20 protein-coding genes and 1 other RNA gene are annotated in these 24728 nt (G+C 29.8%); 17 read left to right on the top strand and 4 right to left on the bottom strand.

Going from position 1 to position 24728, the window contains the following annotated elements; translation table 11 throughout:
• Positions 1 to 39 precede the first annotated feature (39 nt).
• The 3 genes from IMX26_RS08900 (at position 40) to IMX26_RS08890 (ending at position 3044) form a co-directional block, all read left to right on the top strand.
• Positions 40 to 1353 (top strand): stalk domain-containing protein, encoded by a 1314-nt coding sequence (locus IMX26_RS08900; RefSeq protein ID WP_195158042.1) that lies wholly within the window; start codon positions 40 to 42, stop codon positions 1351 to 1353.
• 381 nt (positions 1354 to 1734) lie between these two features.
• Positions 1735 to 2673, top strand: coding sequence for an arginine deiminase family protein (locus tag IMX26_RS08895; protein ID WP_195158041.1), 939 nt, complete (start codon positions 1735 to 1737; stop codon positions 2671 to 2673).
• Positions 2674 to 2789: 116 nt separating this feature from the next.
• Entirely contained in the window at positions 2790 to 3044 is a 255-nt protein-coding gene (locus IMX26_RS08890; protein ID WP_195158040.1) for a TIGR04076 family protein, read from the top strand.
• Between the two features lie 50 nt (positions 3045 to 3094).
• On the opposite strand, the gene IMX26_RS08885 is transcribed toward IMX26_RS08890, so the two are convergent.
• Both IMX26_RS08885 and IMX26_RS08880 read right to left on the bottom strand, forming a co-directional pair.
• Complete coding sequence (locus tag IMX26_RS08885) at positions 3095 to 3904, bottom strand: TIGR03915 family putative DNA repair protein (RefSeq protein WP_195158039.1); 810 nt, start codon at positions 3902 to 3904, stop codon at positions 3095 to 3097.
• Between the two features lies 1 nt (position 3905).
• Positions 3906 to 5132, bottom strand: coding sequence for a putative DNA modification/repair radical SAM protein (locus IMX26_RS08880; RefSeq protein WP_195158038.1), 1227 nt, complete (start codon positions 5130 to 5132; stop codon positions 3906 to 3908).
• Positions 5133 to 5534: 402 nt separating this feature from the next.
• Here IMX26_RS08880 and IMX26_RS08875 point away from each other — a divergent pair, with 402 nt between their 5' ends.
• Together IMX26_RS08875 and IMX26_RS08870 are read left to right on the top strand one after the other, a co-directional pair.
• Positions 5535 to 6029, top strand: coding sequence for a ferritin family protein (locus tag IMX26_RS08875; RefSeq protein ID WP_195158037.1), 495 nt, complete (start codon positions 5535 to 5537; stop codon positions 6027 to 6029).
• Between the two features lie 443 nt (positions 6030 to 6472).
• Positions 6473 to 7861, top strand: a complete 1389-nt coding sequence (locus IMX26_RS08870; protein ID WP_207729273.1) for an MATE family efflux transporter — start codon at positions 6473 to 6475, stop codon at positions 7859 to 7861.
• A gap of 288 nt (positions 7862 to 8149) precedes the next feature.
• Here IMX26_RS08870 and IMX26_RS08865 read toward each other — a convergent pair whose 3' ends face one another.
• Both IMX26_RS08865 and IMX26_RS08860 read right to left on the bottom strand, forming a co-directional pair.
• A complete protein-coding gene (locus IMX26_RS08865; protein ID WP_195158036.1) occupies positions 8150 to 8980 on the bottom strand; it encodes an EFR1 family ferrodoxin in 831 nt (276 codons plus the stop codon).
• A 396-nt stretch (positions 8981 to 9376) separates the two neighbouring features.
• The gene (locus tag IMX26_RS08860) at positions 9377 to 10711 is read right to left on the bottom strand and encodes a hypothetical protein (protein WP_195158035.1); all 1335 of its coding nucleotides are present in this window, start codon (positions 10709 to 10711) and stop codon (positions 9377 to 9379) included.
• A 210-nt stretch (positions 10712 to 10921) separates the two neighbouring features.
• On the opposite strand from IMX26_RS08860, the gene IMX26_RS08855 reads away from it, so the two are divergent.
• The 12 genes from IMX26_RS08855 to IMX26_RS08800 all read left to right on the top strand — a co-directional run bounded on the left by IMX26_RS08855 (position 10922) and on the right by IMX26_RS08800 (position 24609).
• Entirely contained in the window at positions 10922 to 11854 is a 933-nt protein-coding gene (locus IMX26_RS08855; RefSeq protein ID WP_195158034.1) for a hypothetical protein, read from the top strand.
• 95 nt (positions 11855 to 11949) lie between these two features.
• On the top strand, positions 11950 to 12426 hold the full coding sequence (locus IMX26_RS08850; protein WP_195158033.1) for a general stress protein: 477 nt from the start codon (positions 11950 to 11952) through the stop codon (positions 12424 to 12426).
• Positions 12427 to 12659: 233 nt separating this feature from the next.
• Positions 12660 to 13124: an SsrA-binding protein SmpB gene (smpB, locus tag IMX26_RS08845; RefSeq protein WP_195158032.1), complete on the top strand. Its 465-nt coding sequence runs from the start codon at positions 12660 to 12662 to the stop codon at positions 13122 to 13124.
• A gap of 109 nt (positions 13125 to 13233) precedes the next feature.
• Positions 13234 to 13597: a transfer-messenger RNA gene (gene ssrA / locus IMX26_RS08840) on the top strand.
• A 497-nt stretch (positions 13598 to 14094) separates the two neighbouring features.
• The gene (locus IMX26_RS08835) at positions 14095 to 14457 is read left to right on the top strand and encodes a four helix bundle protein (RefSeq protein WP_195158031.1); all 363 of its coding nucleotides are present in this window, start codon (positions 14095 to 14097) and stop codon (positions 14455 to 14457) included.
• A 557-nt stretch (positions 14458 to 15014) separates the two neighbouring features.
• Complete coding sequence (locus IMX26_RS08830; protein ID WP_195158030.1) at positions 15015 to 15308, top strand: hypothetical protein; 294 nt, start codon at positions 15015 to 15017, stop codon at positions 15306 to 15308.
• 69 nt (positions 15309 to 15377) lie between these two features.
• Positions 15378 to 16058: a hypothetical protein gene (locus IMX26_RS08825; RefSeq protein WP_195158029.1), complete on the top strand. Its 681-nt coding sequence runs from the start codon at positions 15378 to 15380 to the stop codon at positions 16056 to 16058.
• A gap of 32 nt (positions 16059 to 16090) precedes the next feature.
• Positions 16091 to 16282 carry a hypothetical protein gene (locus tag IMX26_RS08820; RefSeq protein WP_195158028.1) on the top strand — a complete coding sequence of 64 codons (192 nt, stop codon included), beginning with the start codon at positions 16091 to 16093 and terminating at the stop codon, positions 16280 to 16282.
• 199 nt (positions 16283 to 16481) lie between these two features.
• On the top strand, positions 16482 to 18404 hold the full coding sequence (locus IMX26_RS08815) for a hypothetical protein (protein WP_195158027.1): 1923 nt from the start codon (positions 16482 to 16484) through the stop codon (positions 18402 to 18404).
• A gap of 285 nt (positions 18405 to 18689) precedes the next feature.
• Positions 18690 to 22124 (top strand): hypothetical protein, encoded by a 3435-nt coding sequence (locus IMX26_RS08810; protein WP_195161297.1) that lies wholly within the window; start codon positions 18690 to 18692, stop codon positions 22122 to 22124.
• Positions 22121 to 24202: a hypothetical protein gene (locus IMX26_RS08805; RefSeq protein WP_195161296.1), complete on the top strand. Its 2082-nt coding sequence runs from the start codon at positions 22121 to 22123 to the stop codon at positions 24200 to 24202. The genes IMX26_RS08810 and IMX26_RS08805 overlap by 4 nt, the downstream gene beginning before the upstream one ends.
• A 77-nt stretch (positions 24203 to 24279) precedes the next feature.
• Positions 24280 to 24609 (top strand): hypothetical protein, encoded by a 330-nt coding sequence (locus IMX26_RS08800; RefSeq protein WP_195161295.1) that lies wholly within the window; start codon positions 24280 to 24282, stop codon positions 24607 to 24609.
• The last annotated feature ends 119 nt before the right edge of the window (positions 24610 to 24728 follow it).

Genomic DNA, 24728 nt, shown 5'->3' with positions numbered 1-24728 from the left:
AGATAATATAATAAAAAAAGTAAAAATAGGGAGATTATTATGAAAAAAATATCACTTTTAGTATTACTAATATTAGTAACAGCACTAGCTAGCGGAGTTGCTTTAGCAGCAGAGCACAAAGTAGACCCTAATGATAAGGATTTTCCAGAGATTAGCTATGTACTAAATGGTAATGAGGTAACTTTTACAGTTTACGATGAAGATAAAATACGTCTTATAGTAATAAATGGAGAAGAAATTAATATAGAGGAGCCTAAAGCAACAGTTACACATACAGTCAAGAATTTAAAAAAAGGCAAAAACCAGTTTAAAATAACTGGTGTAGATTTAAACGAAAGATGTGATATTAAAAAATATACTATAGAGATAGGTGAAAATGGACAGATAGATAGTGAAAATCCTAAAATAGAATTGAAGTTAATTACCGGTAAAGCTATTGTAACTATTACAGATGACGTAGAAATAGCAAAACTTATTATAAATAATAAGGAGATTGATATTACCAAAAGCAATAAAATTATTCATAATATTAATATTTTGCAGCAAGGTAAAAATGATATTAGTGTAGTTGCTATAGATTCAAGTGGTAAAAGTTTAACAAAAAACTATAGTGTTGATTACAACGATGGAGTTTGTATTGATCTTGTAAAGCCTCAAGTAAGTTCCGTAGTAAGTGGTCAAGATGTAATAATAACAATAACAGATAATATTGGATTAGCTTTAATAATGATAAATTCAGAAATTTTTAATAATATATCAGATAACGTATTTACACACAAGATTAGTAATTTAAAACCTGGTTCTCATAATATAAAGATTGAAGTTTGTGATGTAAACGCTATGGGTATCTCTAAGAAAATACGCGTAGAGATTGAAGAACCTGTAGACGAAACGGAAAAAGAAGATGAGGTAGGTACTGTAACAGACCCCAAAGGAAGTAGTGTAGGAGACACACAAGATTCAAGTAAAGAGCATTCAACAGATAATACAGCGCCAATAAATCCAAAATCAAAACTATCTGTTAGTTTTAGCCTTAATGAAAAGACAGAGTTTGGATTAATAGAAAGTAAAAATGGTATAACTATGGTACCTGTACGTTTTGGTGAGCTATTAGGTGCAAGTGTAGAGTGGTTTGGTAAAACGAATACCGTTAAGTATACATGCAAAAATAAGATTGTTGAAATAAAGTCAGGTAATAATATGGCTTTAGTAAATGGTCAGGTAAAAGAACTTGAAGTTACCCCTTATATAAATAGCGAAAACAGAATGATGGTACCTATAAGAATGATTGCTGAAGAACTAGGTTATAGTGTTAAATTTATATCTAATACTAAACCAATTGTTATAGAATAATATAATTCAACTGAATATAAGATACCTATTTCATATAAAACCTCTTGAACAGGTACATATAAAAGAACCTATATAAATTATATAGGTTCTTTTTGGTGTAACTAGTATTATTATGCTTTAAGTTTAACTTAGAAAACAGATATTTCGACATTATTATTATAATAATAATTTTAAAGTGAAAAAATGTAGTATATTGTTAAAGTTAAGGGTGTTTGTAGTTTTTATTGTATATATAATAAAAAAGCTTTAGATTGTCTTAATTTAAACGTGTTATTTCTACAAACTATTTTTAGTTTAGAGATATCTTAAATATAAATAAAACAAAAACTATAAAGAAAATATTATGCCTGTCGAAATTAATAATAGGGTGAGGTGTTTATTTTGAACAATATTGATATCGTTTTTTTAAACAAAAAGAAACTACCTATCAATGATACATCATTTGTTGACGATATGAAATATTTATGGGGAGACTGGGGTGTTAACTCCGAGGTATCTCCTCTTAAGTCTGTGCTATTACGAAGACCAGGCAAAGAACTCGAGCAATTTAATCATGAACAAGCAAGATTTAAATCTCCTATTATACCTGAATTATTTAGAGTTGAGCATGATGTGTTAGCAGATATTTATAGAAATAATGAAGTAGAAGTACATTATGTTGAAAATATGCGTAGAGATAGACCTAACTCAGTTTTCTTAAGAGATTTAATGTTTATGACCCCCGAGGGAGCCATATTAGGAAGATCAATTATGCCAGATCGCAGAGGTGAAGAGAGGTATATTGCTGAGCAATTAGCTAAACTCGGTGTGCCCATATTATGCACAATTAATGGAAATGGTTTTTTCGAAGGTTCAAATGCGATGTGGGTTAATAAAAATACCGTAATTATAGCCTCTAATGAAAGGTCTAATGAAAAAGGATTAAAACAGGTTAAATATCAATTACGTAGAATAGGAGTTAAAAATTTCATTAATCTGCAACTACATAAAGGATTAAGTCATATAGATCAAATTATGAACTTTATAAGCGAAGATATGGTGGCGGTATTTAAACCAGCTATACCTGTTGAAGTTGAAGTAGCACTTAAAAGCAAAGGTTATAAACTTTTAGAGGCTCCATGTCAGTTGGAGATTCAAAAAAACCTTGGTTTAGATTTTGTAACCCTAGAACCAGGTAAAATTATTCAGCCATCGGGAAATCCACGATGTAAAGAGCTGTTTGAAAACAATGGTATTGAGGTTATTACTGCTCAATATTCAGAAATGATTAAAGGTTTAGGTGGTATTAATAGTGTAACAGCAGTACTTAAAAGAGAGTAGTATAGTTATTAATAATGTTTAATATTTTAATTTTGGTTTTTATAAATAAAAGGTGAATAAAGAAATATTATAAGGTAAAATATAGTGTGATATTTTGTTTTATTTAGGAGAAAAAAATGGCTAAGGTAAAAATAACAGTATTAGAAAGCAAATGCCGCGGTGGATACCATAAGAAGGGTCAAGAATACATTGTAGAAGACTTGTGTCCTGCACTATGTCATGAACTATGGCAAAATATTTATCCTAGTGTGTATACGTTATTAAACAATGGAGACTTAGATTTTGGTGAAACTAGAGTAAAAATGTTTCAAGCAAGATGTCCAGATGGTGGAAGAGTGTTAGTTCGAGGAGAAGTCGTAACTGACAAGTAGTTAATAAGCAGCTGTATTAAACTAACAATGTTAATACAGCTGCCTTTATTTTAATTAGGTAAAGGGATTAAAGTAGCTATGTCATTCGCATCTACCTTATTAGTTATATTAGCTTTAAATGGCTTTTGTTTACGTTGCATTTCAGTTAAAAATCTCCAATACCTTCTGGGCATACATTTTCGTTGTAAATTAGGATTAATACGGCTTTCTATAGCAGCTGTTTCAAAGTATTGTTGCCATAACCGAGAGTATGTTTCTTCACTTTTGCTAACCTGAAGAGGTTGCTGTAGCTCAAATTCAGTTATATACCAATTTCCTTTGGCATAAAATGAGGCTATGTTACGGCCAATATCGTGAATAATAAATTTTTCACCTGAAAAACGATCAGCAAAAAAAGGTGTAATTAAACCTGTTATATTATTATCTGGTGCATAATCAGCATATAAAAAATTACCTGTTTCTTTAAATCTCAATAAACCATAAATGCGATGTTTTTCAAAAGATACTTTTCTAACAATTTCTCTAATTGGCAAAACATAAGCATGGGTATACATATTATCTATTTTAACACCCATTTTAAATGCTAATCTTAAATAGTTTAGTAAACAGTTTTCTTTTTGAGGGCTTTTAGCTAAAAACGTATAAAAAACTTCTTCCACAGCCTTTTCACTTAAATGTTCATGCATTCCTTTGTAAACCCTTTGCGCCTTTTCTTCATCGGTTTTTATATACATGTGTTCTTCTAAAATATTCATTTGCCACGCTGAACTATTATAAATTGCAGTTGCTTTTTTAAAGTAATAGTTTTGAAATATACAGGTTAAAAAACCATCAAAACTGCCATCATATGTGTATATCATTTTATCCACCCCATATACTCATTTGGCGGGTTGGGTTTAATAATGCAGCCTTTATATACTGTGGTTCTGGAGCTACATCACCGTAATACCTGCCATTACAAGTAATAAAATATTGTGCCCTCTTTAAAACAACTTTCATCTTTTTTAAATTATGATAAGTAACTGCGGCTAGCCGTCTTTGCCTTACAATTCTTTGGGCTGTTGTTGGTCCTATTCCTGGTATTCTTAATAACATTTTGTAGTCGGCTTTATTTATTTCAATAGGAAAAATCTCAGGATGCCTAAAAGCCCATACAATCTTTGGATCAAAATCTTCATCAAAAAAGGGATTACTGCTATTTAATAGCTCATTGGCTTCAAAGTTATAAAACCTTAAAAGCCAGTCTGCTTGGTACAATCTGTGCTCTCTTTTTAATGGAGGTTTGCTTGATACAGCAGGTAAATCACTATCCTCATTAATTGCAACATAAGCCGAATAAAATACCCTACGTAAACTAAACTTGTTATATAACCTTTCGGTAGCTGTCAGCAAAGCTAAATCGGTATCATTTGAAGCACCTACAATAAACTGAGTAGATTGTCCACCTGGCACAAAGCTACGCTTTTTGGTGTATTTTTTTAGCTTGGGATAGGCCTGTATTTGCTCAGCAATAAAATTCATAGGTTGCAATAAATTTGTATATTTTTTTTGCGGTGCTAACTGTTTTAAGCTAGCTACAGAAGGCAGCTCCAAATTTACACTCATTCTATCTACCAGTAAGCCAAGCTTGTATACTAACATGGGATCAGCTCCAGGAATAGCTTTAACATGTATGTACCCATTAAATCTATACTCAGTTCTTAGTAAAAATATTGCTCTGTATAAATTCTCCATCGTGTAATTAGGTGATTTTTCTACAGCAGAACTTAAAAAAAGACCCTCTATGTAGTTTCTGCGATAAAATTGTATTGTTAAATCTGCTACTTGCCTAGGAGTAAAAGAGGCTCTAGCAGTATTACAATTAAGCCTATTAACACAGTATTTGCAATCATAAACACATTTATTGGTTAGTAAGATTTTAAGTAATGATATACACCTGCCATCTGCTGCCCAAGTGTGACAAATACCAGATGCTGCTGAACTACCTATGCCACCAGCAGTATTGTTTCTACCAACACCACTAGATACACAAGAAACATCATACTTAGCTGCATCAGCTAAAACCTTTAATTTTTTATTAATATCCATAATTATCACCTATGAGTATTATACCACAGTTACGCAAACATATGTTCGTAAACAATGTGAAATTTCCATAAAAGTTCCCACTCTGCGTTATAAACAAATTTGTAAACTTCAGCATACCTCATGTATAGCTTCAGTTAAAAATTTGTTTACGCCTTGATTGAAAACTATTCTGAAAATTATCATCATTGTTTAACAATAAGTAATGATTAAAAAAGGATAAAGTACATGAAAAAATTTACTAATGCCTTAATATCATCAAATTATTAGAAATATGCATAGGTAAGTGAAATTTCCATAAAAGTGCCACTCTGCGTTATAGCTTTTGGTTTTCATAGCTAACCAATAAAATAAGACTAACCCTCTTAAACATAAAAGAATATACTAAAATAAAGGAGGGCTTAAATGGAACATAAATATCCAGAAATAAAAAACGTTAAACATAATCGATACTATGCTTATCTATTACAAAAAGATTATGCAGGTTTAGTTTCGGAGATAACAGCCATTAACTTATACTTATATGACCATTTTATATTGGCAAAAAAATATGAAAAAACAGCACAAATATTTGAGCGAGTAGCTATTGAAGAAATGCACCATATGCATGCATTAGGAAAAGCCATTATAGCCTTTGGTGGAGACCCTAAAATTGGGGTGCCAAAAAAGAAAGAAGGATTTACCTATTGGAAAGGCTCTTATTTTCCATATAAAAGAGGCATATGTAGAATCTTAAATACCGCAATTAAAGCAGAGTATGATGCTATTGCGCAGTACCAAAAACATATAAAACTAATAAACAAAACCCCAGTTACAGCCTTATTAACAGCTATAATTGAAGATGAAAAACAGCATATAGAATTGTTTAAAGCCGCAAAGCTAGATAATTGCTGTAAGTAAACATTAAAATAATAATTATATAAAGAGTTAATATTCTTTTTACCAGAGAGTAAAAAGAATATTATGTTTTAAAGCTAAATCATATAACTTAGCATTTACATTGAAATTACATTGTAGCTATTTGCTCCATCAATAAGTAAGTATAATGACTAAAGACTTACTGTTTGTTTAAGGTGTTTAGTCAATTTCCACAGTATTAACTTAATTCTCATATAATTCTCCTCTAAATTACCCTAATAAGAAAAAAAACTTTATTAATACAACAAATATAGTATTATATTTTACCCAAATTTATTACATGATTGTTTAATGATATAAGCATTTTTTAAAAATTAACTTGTATTTTAGGGGGTATTAATGAACATAGTTCAAAAGACCATTGACATTATGAACATTGTTCAATATAATATTCACCATACATCAAAAAGAAAGGGGCCACAATAGTGCAAGAAAAAAGAGCAGAAATGTTAGGAAAAGATAAAATATCTAGGGTTTTAATTAAGCTTGCTATTCCTGCAATAATAGGCATGTTAGTTAGTGCTATTTATAATGTAGTAGACACACTCTTTGTTTCTAGTTTAGGAACAGAGGCCTTAGGAGCAGTAACAGTTGTATTTCCTTTCTTTATGTTAGTTTCGGCTATAGGAATGATGTTTGGTTCTGGATCAGCATCTTATATCTCCCGTTTATTAGGTCAAAAAAATACTAAAAGAGCTAATCAAACAGTTATTGTAACCTTAGTATCTAGTATAGCTTGTTCAATAATTTTTACCTGTTTAGGACTAGTTTTTTTAGAGCCAGTATTAGCTATGTTTGGGGCATCAAAAACAATAATGCCTTTTGCTCGTGATTATGCAGTAATTATTATTTGTGGATCAATTTTTACAATGAGTAATATGGCTCTTAATAATATGTTAAGAGCTGAAGGTAGCGCTAAAATTAGTATGATAGGTATGGTTTCGGGAGCAGTACTTAATATAGCCTTAGATCCAATCTTAATCTTTATGTTTAATATGGGGGTAAGGGGTGCGGCATTGGCTACCGTTATTTCACAAGCCGTTACAACCGTTATTTTACTTTACTACTATCTAAGCAAAAAAAGCTACTTAAAATTAAGTTTAGGGAATTTCACTTTTTCAAGAGAGATATACTCAGAGATATTTAAAATAGGTATTCCAACCCTACTAAGGCAAGGCTTAGCTAGTTTGAGTATGGGTATGATGAACTCAGCAGCTGTTGTATATGGAGATGCTGCAGTTGCAGCAGTAGGGGTAACAAATAGAGTAATTATGGTTGCTTTTTATGTATTATTTGGTTTTTCACAGGGATTTCAACCCCTTGCAGGTTATAACTTTGGAGCAAAAAAATATGACCGTGTTCAAAAAACAGTTAAAATTGCAGTTCAATGGAGCACAATTTACTGCCTTATAATATCTGGTTTAATTTTTATAGCAGCACCTGCTATTGTTTCTGCATTTTCTAATAAACCAGAGGTAATTAATACAGGTGTTAAAATGCTGAGATACTACAGTGTTGTATTGCCAACCTTTGGTTTTACAATAATGTATAACACCTTGTTTATGGCTTTCGGTAGAGCTAAATCTGCTTTAATATTAAGTACAGCACGACAAGGTATATTTTTAATACCTGCAATTATAATATTACCTAAGATATTCAATTTGGAAGGGGTATTAATGAGTCAGCCTGTAGCAGCAGCGTTATCTTTTTGTTTAACAGCCTATATGGCAAGTAGAATACAAAAGGAACTAAAAGAGCTAGTAAACAGTCAAAATAATGAAAAACAATTACAACTAAGTCCAGTAAATGCATGATTTATTACATTCATGCCACAATGTTGCTTATATCTTTTAGTTTAATATAAGTGTAAAGAACAATAATTAATTTACAATAAATATGAAGGTGTAGTAAACGCTACGCTTTTCAAACCTAGTTTTCAAGGATTGCAATTTTTGCAAACCTTTTAAGATAGATTTTATTTCTCTCTCACACTTTTAGTGCTACCCGTACTCCGGCACTAAAGTGATTTAACAGCCTAACAAACAACAGTAACAAAGCAGGGCAGATGCCCTGCTTTGTTACTTTATAAATACTTTATTAAATCATTTTTTTAAACAATTTATCTCAAAGCCCTTTATAGGACCTTTAAACCTAGGATACTTAACAATATCCTCACTTTTACTTGTAATATTAATAGCCGCTGTTGGGCAAAAATTATAACATCTCATACATAAACAACAATTGTCATTAATCTGAATACTATTATTTTTATTTGTAATATTATTAACAGGGCAGCTGTTTACACATAAATTACAGTTTGTACACTTGTTATTAACATACATAACATCATTAAATTTTTTAATAGTTGAGCTATAATTTTTACGGTGACTGTTACCTATAAGATGACAAATAAAATTATCACCTGTAGTTAGCTTTTCATTTTTAATAATTTTACTAACAAAATACTTAACCTTCTTACTAGCCTTTTTATTTCTTTTCGCTATTTTGTCATAATCTCCAGCAGGCAATAACTTAGCTAAAGGTGTGTAAAAATTATTAGTCATAACAAAGTGAATAGCTTGTTGTAAAAGGTAACCCTTACTTTTTAATTGATTTTTTATAAATATTGCTCCATCACTAGATGATAAAGATTGGGTGCAAAAAACAGCAGTATTTTTGTTATGCTGTTGAGGCAAATTGTTTATAAACTTTTGCATGGGCAAAGGTAAATTCGAGGAATAGGTAGGATACCCAATAATAATAAGATGTGATTCTGTAATTAAGTTAACAAGACTTTCTTTATTTGTTAATGTTGAGTTTTCAATAGAGTACCAGTTCACCTTATAATTATTTTTGGTAAGTTCTTCTTTTAGTTTTTGCGAGATAAACCATGTATTACCTGTACCACTAAAGTAAAAAATAACTGCTTTCATATTATACCTCCCCTTATACCTCCCCCAATTTTCCTAACAAGTGGTAGTTTTACTTTAACTTATTTTATACTGTTACTACCACATGCATAAAAGGCCTTATCATACTTTACCCTATTACGAGGGTCTTTTAACACAGTATGACTAAGTTGTTTGAATATTTAAAAAATATTGGAAAGAATCTATATGTTAGGAAAAGAAAAAATTTTCTGTGGCGGTGAGTGAAAACTTTTTAATTTATTATGTTTATCAGCTATAAAAATATATAAGGTAACTAAAAAAGGGATTTAGATTAGCTCCAAACCCCTTCTGTTATTTTTTTAACTATAGTGATCAACATTTGTGTTGTTGTATTTCATAATGAAATGGTTTGCTTTAGTCAATCGTTTAATTGCTGTTTTAAGCTCTAAACTTTACAGCATAATGCCTTACAATTAAAGCCTCAACTAACATACCTACACTTAAAGCAATTGAGCCTGTTACAGCTCCCATATTAGGATAAATAGCTGCAATTGTAAATACTGTTATACCTATAGCAACAATATTTAACACTTTAGCAAAGCCAATAGGTTTGGTTTCACCTTTAAGCAGTAATCTTGCCTGATAATGCTCTTCTAGAGTTAACAGAATAGGATAAAAAGCAAAAACTAAAATCGGAGCTGTACAAGCAACTGCCATGCTTTTATCTACCCCAATTACATTGGTTAATAAATACTCACCAATTGGTGTAAATACAGAGACTAAAATTAAAGCAGTAACTGCTAAGCTAGCAATAGCTGAAAACTTAATAATATGTTTTTTGTGATTAGGATTATTACGTAAAAAGGCAACGGTTATATGTTTTACGTTGTCTTGTACTAAAACCATAAACAGCCATGTAAAGTTATTGGCAACTTTGTAAGTGGCAATGCTTAACTCACCTAAATTAAGTCTCGCCAAGCCAGCATATAATAAAGGCCTACTTATACCCCACATTAAAGAAGTAACCATTAAAGGTGTTATAAACTTTAGTACAGCTGCTTGAGTTGCAGGGTAGTTTTTTTCAGGCACATCATTTGGTTCTGTATGCCATTTTTTAAACAAAATAGCCGCTGGTACCAGAGCTACTAATCCCTCTGTGCCCATACCTGCCAACATAATCAGTACTCCAATAGCCGCTCCAGATAAACCCTTTAATAAAGGTAAAAAGGCAGCCAAAGTAAGCATAACAACAAGTCTTAAACCACGTGCAATAGTTACATAAATAGTTTTTTGCTCGGTAAGCAAAACAGATCTACTTGTAGAAATAATTAAATATACAAAAGGCAATATTAGCGAAAATCTCCATACAGTTGTTATATCTTTATATAAATTAAGAGAAGCTCCACCAATATTAAGAGCAACAAATTTACCTACAGGGGTAAACGCCAAAACTCCAATAAAACACATTGCTACAGCAGTTACCTTTATCATAAACTTAAAGGTATTTATAAAATACTTACGATCTCTGCCCAAGGTAATCATCATATTCATTCCAGAAAAACAAGGAGCAGAAACCATTTCGGCGTAGCTAAAAGCAATAGCAAAAGCAGCCAATGCAGCCTGGGGGTTAGGGGTTTTACTAAGTGCTGAGTTAACTACATTAACACTGCCAATCATAATAACAGCGGCAGTAGCCAATGGTAAATAAAACCTTAAAATCTCAGCAAAAGTAAGGGATTTATCAGCTTGTTGAGAGTTAGCAAAATCTTTCATAAGATTATACCCTTCACCTTTCAAAATATCACGGTAATTAGACCATATGCTAAAACAATAGTCAATATGTTTATGTTAATCTTAATAATTTAACATTGTATTTCTTAATTGCATTTACAACTAAGAAATTATTAAGAAAAACTGTCATATAATACATGGAAAATGTTATTATAAAGGAGTACTAGATAACTTATTATAGAGAGGACACATATGAAAAAATTTACAAATGTACTGCTTGTTATTTTATTATTCACCACGTTAACAAATCTATATAATAACCTTATTTTACATATTCGAATAGATACTTTAGAGCAATCTTTAAAACAGCATGTTCAAATAGTGACATATAGTGAAAATGAAGAAAACAATAATAATATAAATGATATTAGCAAGTGGATAAATAAAGCTACTTACTCAGTAACTATTAATGATAAATCAGCTAATCTTAACTTTAAAATAGCTGTTAAAGAGATAACTAAAAATGAACAACTATATTTAGTTTTAGTTAATAGCCAAAGTGAAGAACAAGAGTATAAATTACAAAAATTAAGTTCTTTTAATTACTACATAAATACTAAAGTTAATTGTAGTAGTTATGAGGCTTATATTATTAGTAAAAGTGGAGATAAACAGCGAAAAGAAAAACTTGGTTATATAAATACCAATAAGAATACTAATATATTAATAGAAGGAGATAGATACGGTATTCATAAAACAGCTGAAGATGCTTTTGTAGAGTTTTATATATCAGTAAATTTATTACCTCCTAAACTTTTAATTGGTACAGCAAAAAAAGAGGATTATAAAAATAATATCTTAGAAATAACAGCCGAGGTTTACATGGGATTGCAAAAAATAGGTGATATTGATTTACATAATAATATTGGTTACATATCAAAAAAAATCAATAGTATGGGTTATTCTTATTCAAGTAATGCTATTTACAATAAAGAGTTTTCTGGTGAGTACAAAATAAGCTTCAAACAATATGATTATTACCAAAGTGAAATAAAGAAAAAACACTATAAAGATGTTGAAATTTACTTTCTTGTTAAAGCACTAGATTCACATGGTAACAAGTATCAAAAACTTGTAAACCCAACATATTATAAAATTGATAAAGATAAAATAGTAAAAGAATAAAAAGTAGAGGGTAGGGGTAGTAGATAAAATAACAATTAGTATTTTAACAATACCTTTGGGGTACACTAAAACGAGCCAAAAAAGGAGGTTAAAATATGAGAACCGTAGTAGGAACTTTTAATAGTAGAGAAGAAGCAGAAATGGCAGTTAACCGTTTAAGAGAAGCAGGATATGATCAAGAAATATCCATCATATCTAACCCCGAAGGACATAGCGCTCGACTAGAGCAAGGATCATCAATGGCATCTGGTGCGGCTACTGGGGGAATAGTTGGCGGTTTAGCAGGTTTGGCGTTAGGAGCAAGTGCCATTGCTGTACCTGGTATAGGACCCTTGTTAGCAGCTGGACCTATAACAGCATTGCTTACAGGTGCATCTGCTGGTGGATTAATAGGTGGCTTAGGTAGCTGGGGTGTTACCAGCAATCAAGGTCGCAAATATGAGGCAGCCTTAAAAGAAGGCAAAACCTTAGCTTTTGTACATACCGACGAAGGGCGTCAAGACGAAGCCAATAGAATGATGATGAAAAGTGGCGCTGAAAGTGTAGTTAGTCATAGAGCAAAAAAACAATAAACAAACATAAAGTTTAGCTTCTAGCTAAGTAAAGTAACAAAATCATATCTTCGAATAAAGGTGACATGTGTTCATGTTACCTTTATTATTTTAAACAGCAAACCCACATTACAGTACTGTTAAATTTACCCACATCATAACACTACTTCTTGCAAAAAACCTACAAAATGATATAATACCTGTACATCTTAGTTTTGTTTAAAGATTTAAAATACGAAGTGTGAGTGATTAAAATGGCGCGTGCAAAAGGAATAAAAGTGTTAGTACAAAACAGACGTGCTAGACACGATTATACAATTTTAGATACCTATGAGGCAGGAATTGCTTTGCAGGGCACAGAGGTTAAGTCAATCCGTAATGGTAAGGCTAATCTTCAAGACTCATATGCTCGAGTAAGAAATGGCGAGTGTATTCTTAATAATATGCATATAAGCCCTTACGAGCAGGGTAATCAATTTAATCACGATCCAATAAGGGCAAGAAGATTGCTCTTAAATAAACGTGAAATAAAACGTTTAGAAAATGAAACAAAACTAAAAGGCCATACCCTTATCCCCTTAAAAATATATCTTAAAGATGGCTGGGTTAAGGTAGAGCTAGCAGTAGCTCAAGGTAAACAGTTACACGATAAACGCCACGATATAGCCAAGCGAGATGCCGAGCGTAGAGCAAGGCAAGCCGAAGGCCGAAGAAGGTAGTAAGCTTACTTATGAAGTTTTTGTTAATGAATTTCAACTAACATTTCTACCAACAGTTACATTTGACTCTAATGTAGAATATGTTAAGATAAGATACACACTCTAACAAGGGGGCGCACTGGTTTCGACGGGAGTGGAGTAGTCTTGAGTAGCGTGTCGGGAATTATGTAACCCGTAAAACATAAACAATTAAACACAAACGCTAAAAACAATAAATTAGCATTCGCAGCCTAACAAAAGTTTAGGCGGCCATCCGCCCGTCTCTTTCCTGTAGAGATGGTACCGGGTGTCATAATAAACAGGATACCTTTTAGCAAACGCCAGTATGCATAAAGGGAAATTCACTGGATCGCCCGCGGGTTATTTAGTTTCCGGAAGATCCCAAAGGTTAAATAAAAATCGGAAAATACACACGTAGAAGCTCCTGAACACTTGCTTGCGGACGGTGGGTTCGATTCCCCCCGCCTCCACCATATATAATAAAACATCCTGCTTAGCAGGATGTTTTATTATATATGGTGAATGAAGTTTGCCTGTGGCAAGTGAAGTATCCCTAAAGGGATATGAAGTGTACTTCGTACATGAAGTGTGCTATCGCACATATGTGCAAACTTTACTTCATTGCCGATAGGCACCTCATATTGCAACGCAATACTTCATGTCACGCAGTGACACTTCATTTTAGTAAAATCATAAAGTTCTTCACATTTATAAAATACATAAGATTAAAGAGTTTATTTATATGGTGAATGAAGTTTGCCTGCGGCAAGTGAAGTGTGCTACGCACGTGAAGTCGCTACACTAATGAAGTGTATTGTCGTACATGACTGGAGAACTTCACTTCATTGCCATTAGGCATCTCATATTGCGAAGAAATACTTAATGTTACGCAGTAACGCTTCATTAATTGTATATAAATTAACCCTTTAAATAAACAATTTATTATGTTTTAATAAAAACTGGTGATAAAATGAAAAATAACAAACTAGCAGACTTATCAATGGACTTAGCAGTAGAAATTATAGAATTAGTAAAGCAACTTAAAAGCAAAAAAGAATCTATTATTTCAAGGCAAGTAGGTCGAAGTGGTACATCAATTGGAGCAAATATTCGAGAATCCCAATACGCACATAGTAAAGCAGACTTTATAGCGAAGTTACAGATAGCATTAAAGGAGGCAAACGAGACAGGATATTGGCTTGAGTTGCTACTTAAGACTAATTACATAAGTAAAGAGTATTACAACAAAATAGATAAACTTTGCTCAACCATAAGAGTACTATTAATAACTTCAATTAATACAACAAAAAGAAATATGGAAAGTAAGAAATGAAAGCAGCCTCCACCATAAAAAACCTCAACAGAAATGTTGAGTTTTTTAGTTATATGAACCGTACCAGTTCGTGATCTTTCTCCATAGTCGAGTGATATGCACTTTGTGCGTGATATACGCTTACGCGTGTTTTGTTCATATAATATCATTAAGTTGTGTGAGTTTTACATGTTTTAGCCATTAAACACCGGACTTATCATTCTATTTTTTTATAATTAATATAAATCAATAAAGTAATAAAAATAGTATTGGACGTGTTCTAAACCCGCTTTTTGTATTGTTTTTTAGTTAAATCTACGTAACTAATGGTTGAGAATGAGGGGATTGGGGGTGGCTCTATGGGATTGTCACCTTTTTTATATCTATAATTGATGTAATAGATTAGATTAATTGCATAGAAAACTTATTAATTTAATGTTAATATATTATAAACAGCCATTAAAAGAAAAATATGGTGATTAGATAAATGATTATGCTTTACATGAATTATAATTCAAATGGAGAGAGTGGATAGTATGATTTTTACATTAAATGCACGTGGAAATGTGATGTTGGAAGTGATGCAAAAACATTTTTCGCTTAATAGTAAGCAAATGCTAATAAATAATAATTGTATGCATAAAACTCTTTGTAGTATATTAAGGTCCAAAAAAATTGAGTATCAGAAGCTGAAATATGCACTTATTCCTAACAAGAAGAAAAAAGAAGTAATGTTGGTTTTTGACTCAAGTAAAATAGAGAATGCATGGTATTCATACCCTATTTTTAGTGAAATTATTAAGGTTCTTGATAATCAATCAGTAAATAGTTTTCTTTGTGGAGATTATATTGACATTATTAATAACCAATAGTTACTTAGGGAGATTTTACTTGATCATAAAGCATTACATGTAGATTATCAACATAGTAGCCAATTTTTTATGGTGTATATTAATAATGTTACAGACAATATGATACAAAGTTTAGCTGAAGGATTAAAGAACTTTCTCGGTTTTGCTGGTCTTGTAGTTTTTACTTATACATCTCTATTAAAGGAGTACTGTTCACATATATTGTGTGGCTCTTTTATCAAATGTGGTAATAAAATAATTATGGGACATGAAGATGATAGATCAATTGATGAAAATGTAAATATTTACTCATATCCTTTTGAAGAAAATGGATTTCATGTGAGAAGTATTCCCCTATCATTATATGGGGTATTATTAACTTATAAAATTGAGAGATTATTTGATGAAGACCTAAAGGATATCTGTTTTTCAATTAATGCTATCAATGATGATGTTAAAAATTTTAATAACTTAAGTATCAATATCGATGATAGAAAACTAAATTATTTAAAAGTAAATAAAACAGATATTCTAAAAAGAATTGAACTCCTTAATATAGATTCAAAAGAATTAGAAATGATAATTAAGACTAAAATAAGAAATAACTATATTTTCAATTTAGAATTTCTAGAAGATTATAATGTATCAAAATTTAATGTCTTAGTTGAGTTTGATGTAAAAAATGGAACAGAAACTAAAATGTATAAGGTATTAATTGCTTTAGAATATTGTGCAAATGAAGAAGAATTGAGATTAATCACATTGTATTAAGTACATAAAAGTATTAGTTGTAACTAGAGGGTATGTTATTAGACAAAAAATATTCTTATTATTTTGAATTATTAGAAGCGCAGAATCTTAAACAGCAAAAACTAGAGAAGTTGTATCTTAAGAGAACAGAAGTAATAGATAAGTTTATTAATGAGAGAAAAATTTTAGGTACGGGTAAGTCTATTGAAAATGTTTTCAAAAATGAATCATCATTGTTTCATTAATCAAGTTAATCTAAATTAAATACAACAAGTCTTTTTATCAAAGAGTTTTGCACATCAGAATGGTATGTATTTTTGCTAAGTACTTCATAAATTAATAGAAAAATAAAGTAATACTTTGTTTAGAGATAATAGGTAAAAATTAATTACTATAATAACTTTTTAATTATTTGCTTAATTATAACAATGATGGGGTGTAAAGATGTCAAATATAAAGTTTTACTCTGAACATGACATGATAGTTGGTATTGAATTAAAAAAAATAATCGAAAAAATCAATGCTAATGAAATTGATAAGGAATGGAAAATTACAGAGTTACTCGATTTTCATAATGTACTGAAATACATTAGTATTACTAGATTTAAAGATTGTCTGGCTCAAGAGACTGGTATTGATATTAATCAGTATGAGAAAAAAATACACAAGAAAATAGGGATGTTTATAGCAGAAAACAATGATGAATACTTAAAATTTTATGATGAAATTAACTACAATCATACAGATGATTTTTTTGAGATTTTTAATAACTTAAAAATATTTAAGAAGATTGATTCAAGGGAGTTTAGACAATTTTTAGCCAAAGATAATGTACAAATCCTCTCAATTCTTAAGTTAAAAAGGTTAACAGATTATTACGATGAGGAAGTAAAAAGTGAGTTGATTTCTGATTCAGATAATGCAAGATTAATTTTATCAAAATATCTAGGAGAAAATAAGTTATATTTGCCGATATCTTTAAGCAATATAGAAAGTTTAAGTTTAATAAATGATTATATTTCGTCACCTCAAGTAAATATCAATATATTAAGAAAAATCATTACATTTCCAAACGATAAAGGTTTAACTATAACTGATAAAATTAAATTACATGCTAAAAGAAAAACTGAAGACGAGGAAACAAAAATTTTTAAAAATGGAAGTGGGATAGAAACTAGTGTAAAAATATCATATCCAGATAATCAGAAAGAAGTTATTATACTTTCTATGAATGGAATGATGGCTGATATAAAGGTAAGTAGAAAGTGGATCTCAGATAATTTAGATTTTCAGACACTGTGGAATAACTTTATATACGTATTTAATTTTTTCAATGAGAAGATGATGCTGGAGTTGGCTCCCAAAACAAGTGAAATGGGTATTTATGAAAGGATCATACAACCTAAAGGTACACATATCTATAATAAAACGCATTCATTTAGTTTTAAAGAGATGTTGTCAAATGCTGAATTATATAGTTACTATAATGTTTTAAATATCTACAATATAAGATTAGAAGACATGATTGAATGGTTTTTTCATGTATATATTAAAAAAGAATTCCATATAGAAGATTTTATTGTTAAGATGCCTTCAAGAGATGCTTCTTACTTCGAAAAATGTAGAACAATTTTACCTGAGATAGATAGGATATTTAAACAATATAATGTATTAGTTGAGGATGGCATAATTGACCAAGAATTAGTTCAGATATCTTCATCTAGTGTTAAGATTAAAGATGTTAAGTCATTCAATGAGAACAAATACGTCTATTCTTCTAGTGATTGGTACAAAACAGCCTCATTTCTCTTGTTTTCTGATCAAAGTCACATATTTTACTTACCATCAAGGAATAAGCAATATAACAACTTCTTTGAATTAGTTTTTTATGAGAAGTTGACTAGAGATGATTTTGATGAATTTCAATTGAGAGACATGCAATGGTTGTTTGATAATAATATAATTTATATATCTGAAGAGAAATTTTTAGATTTTAGAAACAAAACAGAAATTTATATTCTTAAAGAACTATATTATAATGGAGCCTTAAATTACTGGCACTATTCTAGGGATGTAAGAAAAGTAATTGATAAACTTGTAGACTATCAGTTTGTAATATTTGAGAGTAGCCTGTTTACGAGAAATGAACAAGATTATATTGATTTTCATCTTAATAGATCAAAATTTACTAATGGATATGATATAAGAAATAAATATTTACATGGAACAAATTCTAATGATGAAAATAAGTATATGATTGATTATTACTTAATATTGAAGATTATTGTTATTATTGTCATTAAAATTAATGATGATTTGTGTATTAAAGATGATGTCAAAAAGCGTCGTATTTCTTATTCTAGCTAAACATTCCTGAATACGCATTAATATAAATAAAGACAGCTATATTTAGTCATGCCTAAAGTAGTAAGTATATATAATACAAACATCAATATATCCAATGCATAAACTAGACGTTGTAGCTTGACCAAATTTAAATATATTACTGGACTTGACAATTTTTTTTTGTATATCTTCTAATGTTATTTATTTATTATTAACAACAACATAATTACGTATCTATCAATTAGTTCGTGTTTATCAAGAATCTTAATGACTAAATAATAGTTATTATTCGGAAGGAGAAAAAAGATGATAAATATTCTAGAAAAATATTGCTTAAACAATTCTGAAAACGGTTTACTCTTATTAAGTATGCCAACAGGTTTTGGAAAAACATATAATGTAATTAATTTTATCTATGATAATTACGAAAAGTTTTCATCACAAAACAGAAAAATATTTTTTATAACTAATCTCAAGAAAAATTTACCATATAGTGACATGAAAAAGAAGTTTGAAGTTAATAATAGAATAGAAGATTTTAAGAGGCATGTTCTGTTTATAGACTCAAATTCAGAAGGAGTTATTAATAACCTCTTATGCGTATGTAATGAAATTCCTAATAAATTAAGAGACAAGAATTACAGAGATCTTTATGAGTACGTGAAATTGGCGCAAGATAAAAGTACAAATAAAATGCTTATGAAGAATATAAAGAATCAAATTCGTCAGACATTTGAACCGAGATTTAGGCAAAGTATAGTTAAATATATCAAAAATGAATTTGAGTCAAAGAGGCAAAGTTTGATTGCAATAAATAATAGGAAAAAATATTCTTGGATTAAGAAATTATACCCAGCAGTTAATACAGAGAATAGAACTGTCTTATTTTTAAGTATAGATAAATTCATTAGAAAGAATACAACTCTAGTAGAGAACTCATATTATTTTACAGAGAAACTAGCTAAAAATGCACTAATATTCATTGATGAATTTGATGCCTCAAAAGAAAGAGTTTTAAATAATATTATTGAATCAGGAATGAGCCATAGAATAGACATGGTTGACCTCTTTCTTAAAATACATAATAATTTGACAAACATACAATGCCCTGAATGGTTATTAAGAGTATCTGATGTTACGTCAATAAAAATCAGTGAAGGCCAATGGAAGTCCCCCCATGACATAATTAATAGTATTTTGGAGAAAGCTAGAAATATTTTTACAAAATATAATCTTCAGTATTCATGTAAATCCAAAAGGGATAATTTTGATAATCAAAGAACGTTTCTTTTCCATGACTATCAATATCATAATGTCTTAGATTCATATAATAAAAGCATAAAACTAAAACAAGATTTAGTAGAAAAAGTTAATTGGATTATAAAAGACGAAATAAGTAATAGAGATCATCATATTAATATTTGGACACTATTATCTGATATAGGTGGCTTCTTAACATATTTTCAGTATGGAATTGTATATATATCTAAAAATCATTATCAGTTAAAGCAAGAAGAAATTAGTGATTCTATACCATATTCAATTGAGTCATCAATAAGAACTGTTTTAAATCAAATAGGATTAGATAAAACATATGTTGATTTTCTAGCTAAGAATATTATGGAGCAGAATCTTCCATTCCAAACTAGAGTTAAGGAGCAGACAATACTTCAAAGAGGGTTTTATGAAGAGGGTTTTAGATATCATGATATTGTTGATAGCGAAGATCATGACTCTTTATCTAGAGTATACATGTATAACTTTATACTCACTCCAGAAATGTTTTTAGCAAATCTATGTAAAAATGCAAAAGTAATTGGTATGTCAGCTACAGCAACACTCCCTACTAACATAGGAAATTATGATTTAGATTTTCTGCATTATTTGTTAGGGGATAAATATATAACACTAGAAGAAAATGAAATACAGAATCTAAGAATGCAATATAAGAAAAGTACTTTAGGGTATAACAATGTAGATATAAAGACAAGCTTTATTGGCTTTGATAATTCTACTGCATTAGAACATCTTGAGAGCTTAGTTGGTGATAAAGAAGCTGCCCAAGCATTAAAAAACATAGTAGTAGGTGAAAATGTTGATGAATACTCAGATTATATTTTTTATAGATATGTTCGTATTTTAACTGTTTGGGATTATTTTTTAGATAACCAAGATATTCATGCTTTCTTATGCTTATTTAATAAACATCCAAAAAATAGAGACTCAAAATTTGATTTGAATATTATACTTGAATATGCTAGCTACATTGCAGAAAATAAGGGTTATAAAGAGTTAGAAGTTGATGATATTATATGTACACTAAGTGGGTCTGATTTTGAAGAGGCAAAGAAAAATATTCTTAAGCATTTGAGTGAAGGAAATAAAAAACTTGTAATATCTACATACCAAACATTAGGAGCAGGTCAAAATTTACAGTTTAAAATACCTGAAGGAGTAACCCCAATAAAGATAAATAACTTTAGCTCTAGGGGAGAGATGGATTTCAATGCAATATACTTAGATAAACCTACAAATCTATTAGTAAATATTAAGAATCTAGAGAATAAAGAAAAAGATTTTATAAAGTATTTATTTCAACTTGAATTCCTATTAGAAAATGGAGCCATGTCACCAAGTATATTTAATGAAAAGCTAAATCAAGCTTTTCACAGTTATATCGGAAGAACTGACTACAAATATAATAACAATGATAAGACAAACTTATACAAGTCAAGAGCTTTCATTTTATTTATTAACAAAGTAATTATACAAGCTTTAGGGAGAATATGTAGAACAAATATGAAATCTCCTAAAATTCATATTATTGCTGATAATACAATACAGGAATACATTAACAAGATTAACCTCCCTAAAAGCATGATATCAGTTATGGAATATGAGGCATTAAAATCAATATTGATTGATGATAACAAGAAAGAACAGAATATTGATGAACTCCAATACGAGGGAGCTCGTCGGAGTAATAGATGTGCAGTATATATTCATAATCAATTAAGCAAGACTTGGAACAATGATAGTAGACAGCAATGGATTGATATGAGGCTACAGGTATTAAAACAACCGTTTATAGAAAGAGAAAATGAGAATGAAGGTAAGTGGAAACAGTTGTACGTTGAGTTACCTAGTTCTACTTCTACTTATTGGTATTCACAAACCTATGATTATAGAAATTCTAAAATTTACTTTGGATATCGGACTGGATATCAGGAAGTTAGCCAGAGATCTTCAAGGCTTACTGAGCTTATGGAGGTAGAAGAGTTAAAAGAACACTTTGTAGAAAATAGTTTTGCTACTTGTTTTTCCCCTTCAAAATTTCTCTTAACGCCACCTATGTTTAATAATATCTATAAAGGGGCACTTGGTGAGGTGTGTGGTAAATACATAATAGAAAAGTATACTCAAATAATGCTAAAAGAATTGTCACTAGATCAATTTGAGATGTTTGATTATAAAGTAAACGATGATATTTATATTGATTTTAAGTTATGGAAAGACAATTATAGAACTAAACCTGATAAATTTATTCCTAATATCATTAAAAAGAAAGATACATGTAATGCAAGAAAAGTGCTTATTATTAACATGTTAGGATCACCAAATGCTACTTTTAGACCAATGTATTCAGAAAAAAGATCAATTATTGAAGTTCCATTTTTAATCCAGAATAAAGAGGTTAATCACTTAGCTATTGATTTTATTTTTAAGGAGCTACAACAATGACAATAAGAACAAGTAAGATTATTTATAACTTTAATATAGAGCAAATTGAAAATGACTTTCACTTTTTAAGATTTGAAAGATGTCATAATGGAAAATGGTATAGAGCATATCAGCTAGACAAATTGCTAGGTGATGAGTATCAAGCAGAAGCAGTTTTATATAAGTATGGAAAATATGCATATGCTATGTTTAAAAAGTCATTAGATATATATGAAATCTTAAAGCATATTAGAACTAAAGGTGATTTTGAGAATGATATTGTTCAGAAAGTTGTTCCTAGAGTATCATATGTAAATGAAACTAAGGACTGTATATGTGGACTATGGCTTGCTCAAATACTAATTAACTCACTTGGATCGTCTAAGTCAAAATATAGGCAATTTCATTATTCAAACCTTACCGGTGCATTAATTAAGACACCAGTTGTAAGAGGGGATACAATTGATGCTATAAGGTTTAGTCTTGATAAAGGTGATATTCTTAATATTAGAGTAGAACGTTATCGAAAGTTGATATCAATTGCAGATAAATATAAATATGCAAAAAAACCAAAATACTACATACATAATGGCACTAGCTCATTTAGCAGATATTTAGGTAATAATAAAAACTTAGATTTGAAAAAAGCATATGTTAAAGCTGAAATAGAGGGCACTAAAGCTACTAAGACTTTTATTGATTTTTCTTCATTAAGAAGATTTGAAAAAAGTCGTATATATATGTTCCAAGAGTTTAAAAATCTAGTTATCCAACACTTATCAAAGTATTTAACAGTTGAGTTTAATCATTTAAAGACTTTAGACACATATAAATTAACTAATACAATAATTAAGAAACCAAAACATTTTAAAGAAAAACTAATAGGAAAAAATATTAGAATTGTTGATAAGGTTGATAGTGTAGAATCTAAAAGATTTATAATGGCAATTAAAGAAACATTAAAGGAACATTACATATCAGATAATGCCTTAATAACAGAAGGTAAGAGAGAGAAAAGTGATGCGTTTAATATAGTAATTATTCATGATATAGAGTATTATAAGAAAAATAATCTATCTGATAAATATAAGGCTTCAGATGCAAAGTATATTAGCCAACATTTAGTTATTGAAAATTATTATGATATAACACCTAAAGATATTAATCCCATAGTTAAGACCATACTAAAAGAGCTACTGATTAAAGAAGATATTATTAGCAAAAAAGTAACTTTATTTAATTGGGATTTACTAGATTCTAAGAAAAGATGGGTGTTCGGCACCATAGATGAAGCTAAGCGACTCTCTCATTTTATGACAATAAAACCTAATGGAGAATTCGATATTGATTGTGTAGATGGGAACAATTTTTTTGAGGTGTCGGAGTATCAAAGCTATTTGGATATAATAAAGCAGACTAAAGATAATATTGAATCATATGCGAAGTTTGAAGGCATAGTAGTATCTGAAGATGGCGATATAAACTTAATATTTAATACTAATGAAATTTCATTACCTGCTATAGAAGAAATAAAAAAACTATTAATAGAAGTAGAAAAAGATCTCCCTGAAAATATTTGTCACTACTCTGATTTAGTAGAGATAATTAAAGAGTGTTTTGGAACTAATATAGATGATTATAGCTATAGGGTCAGTAATCTTTTAAATAATATCAATACTCTAGATAATAAAAGTTTAGATAAGTATAAATTAAGAAAACTCATTAAAGATCATCTTTCATTAAATAGCAATGATGCAAGAAAACTAAGACAACATTTACTAGAAAACTATTATGTAAGGTTAAACTTCCCTAAAGATAATAAAAGTTTACAAGCTCTATTTAAGTCGTCACTAGACATAAATTTTTATACTCAGTCTGAGTCTGAAGCATATTATTTTGTTGGCTGCAGTAAAGAAATGATAAATAAAAAGATTGATAGAGCTACTAGAATAAGAAAAGTTATAGCTGTTAGCAATTCTAAGCTTATTTTCTCGCAAATTCTGCAGACAATGAATGTAGATTTTGTGAGGACAGGTCAGAGTACAGTATTGCCATTTCCATTTAAATATTTGCGAGAATTTATTGGTGTGCAAAAATGATTAAAGTTAGGTATAAACATTACTATTTGCATTAGGAAAATATTTAAAATCAAATGTAATGAGGAGGTTAATTAATAATGATCGTGAAAACATGGAACAATGGTAGATTTAATACTAGTGGGGCCGGTTATGGTATCAGAATTCCAAAAGAAAGCAGAGAGAAGCACTTTAATAAAACATGGGAGTATGTCACACTAAAAATTGCAGATAAAAGTATTGATATTAAATTAAGAGCTACATTTTGGACAACGTGTTCTGAACTAAGAAGTAAAGTAATTGGTCAATTCTTAATTAAGAATAATGTGGGTACTTGGGGAAAAGGGCACCCTCACGAATTGCACTTAGAAATATTTGAAGATAATATATTTGTTCTTAGAAAGCTTGACACTTATAAAAGTACTAAATAATCTTAACAGCAATCACTATAAGCATATTTTGGATATACTGAGTGACGCAGATGAATTCATCCTTGCAAGTTACATTTAATGCTCATAAGCTGTAATTAAATATTTTAAACATGAAAGGT

This window comes from Clostridium sp. 'deep sea', assembly GCF_014931565.1.
Taxonomy (GTDB): Bacteria; Bacillota; UBA994; order PWPR01; family PWPR01.
Note: the sequence above shows the minus strand (reverse complement) of the source record. Positions and strands in the feature narration are given on the sequence as shown.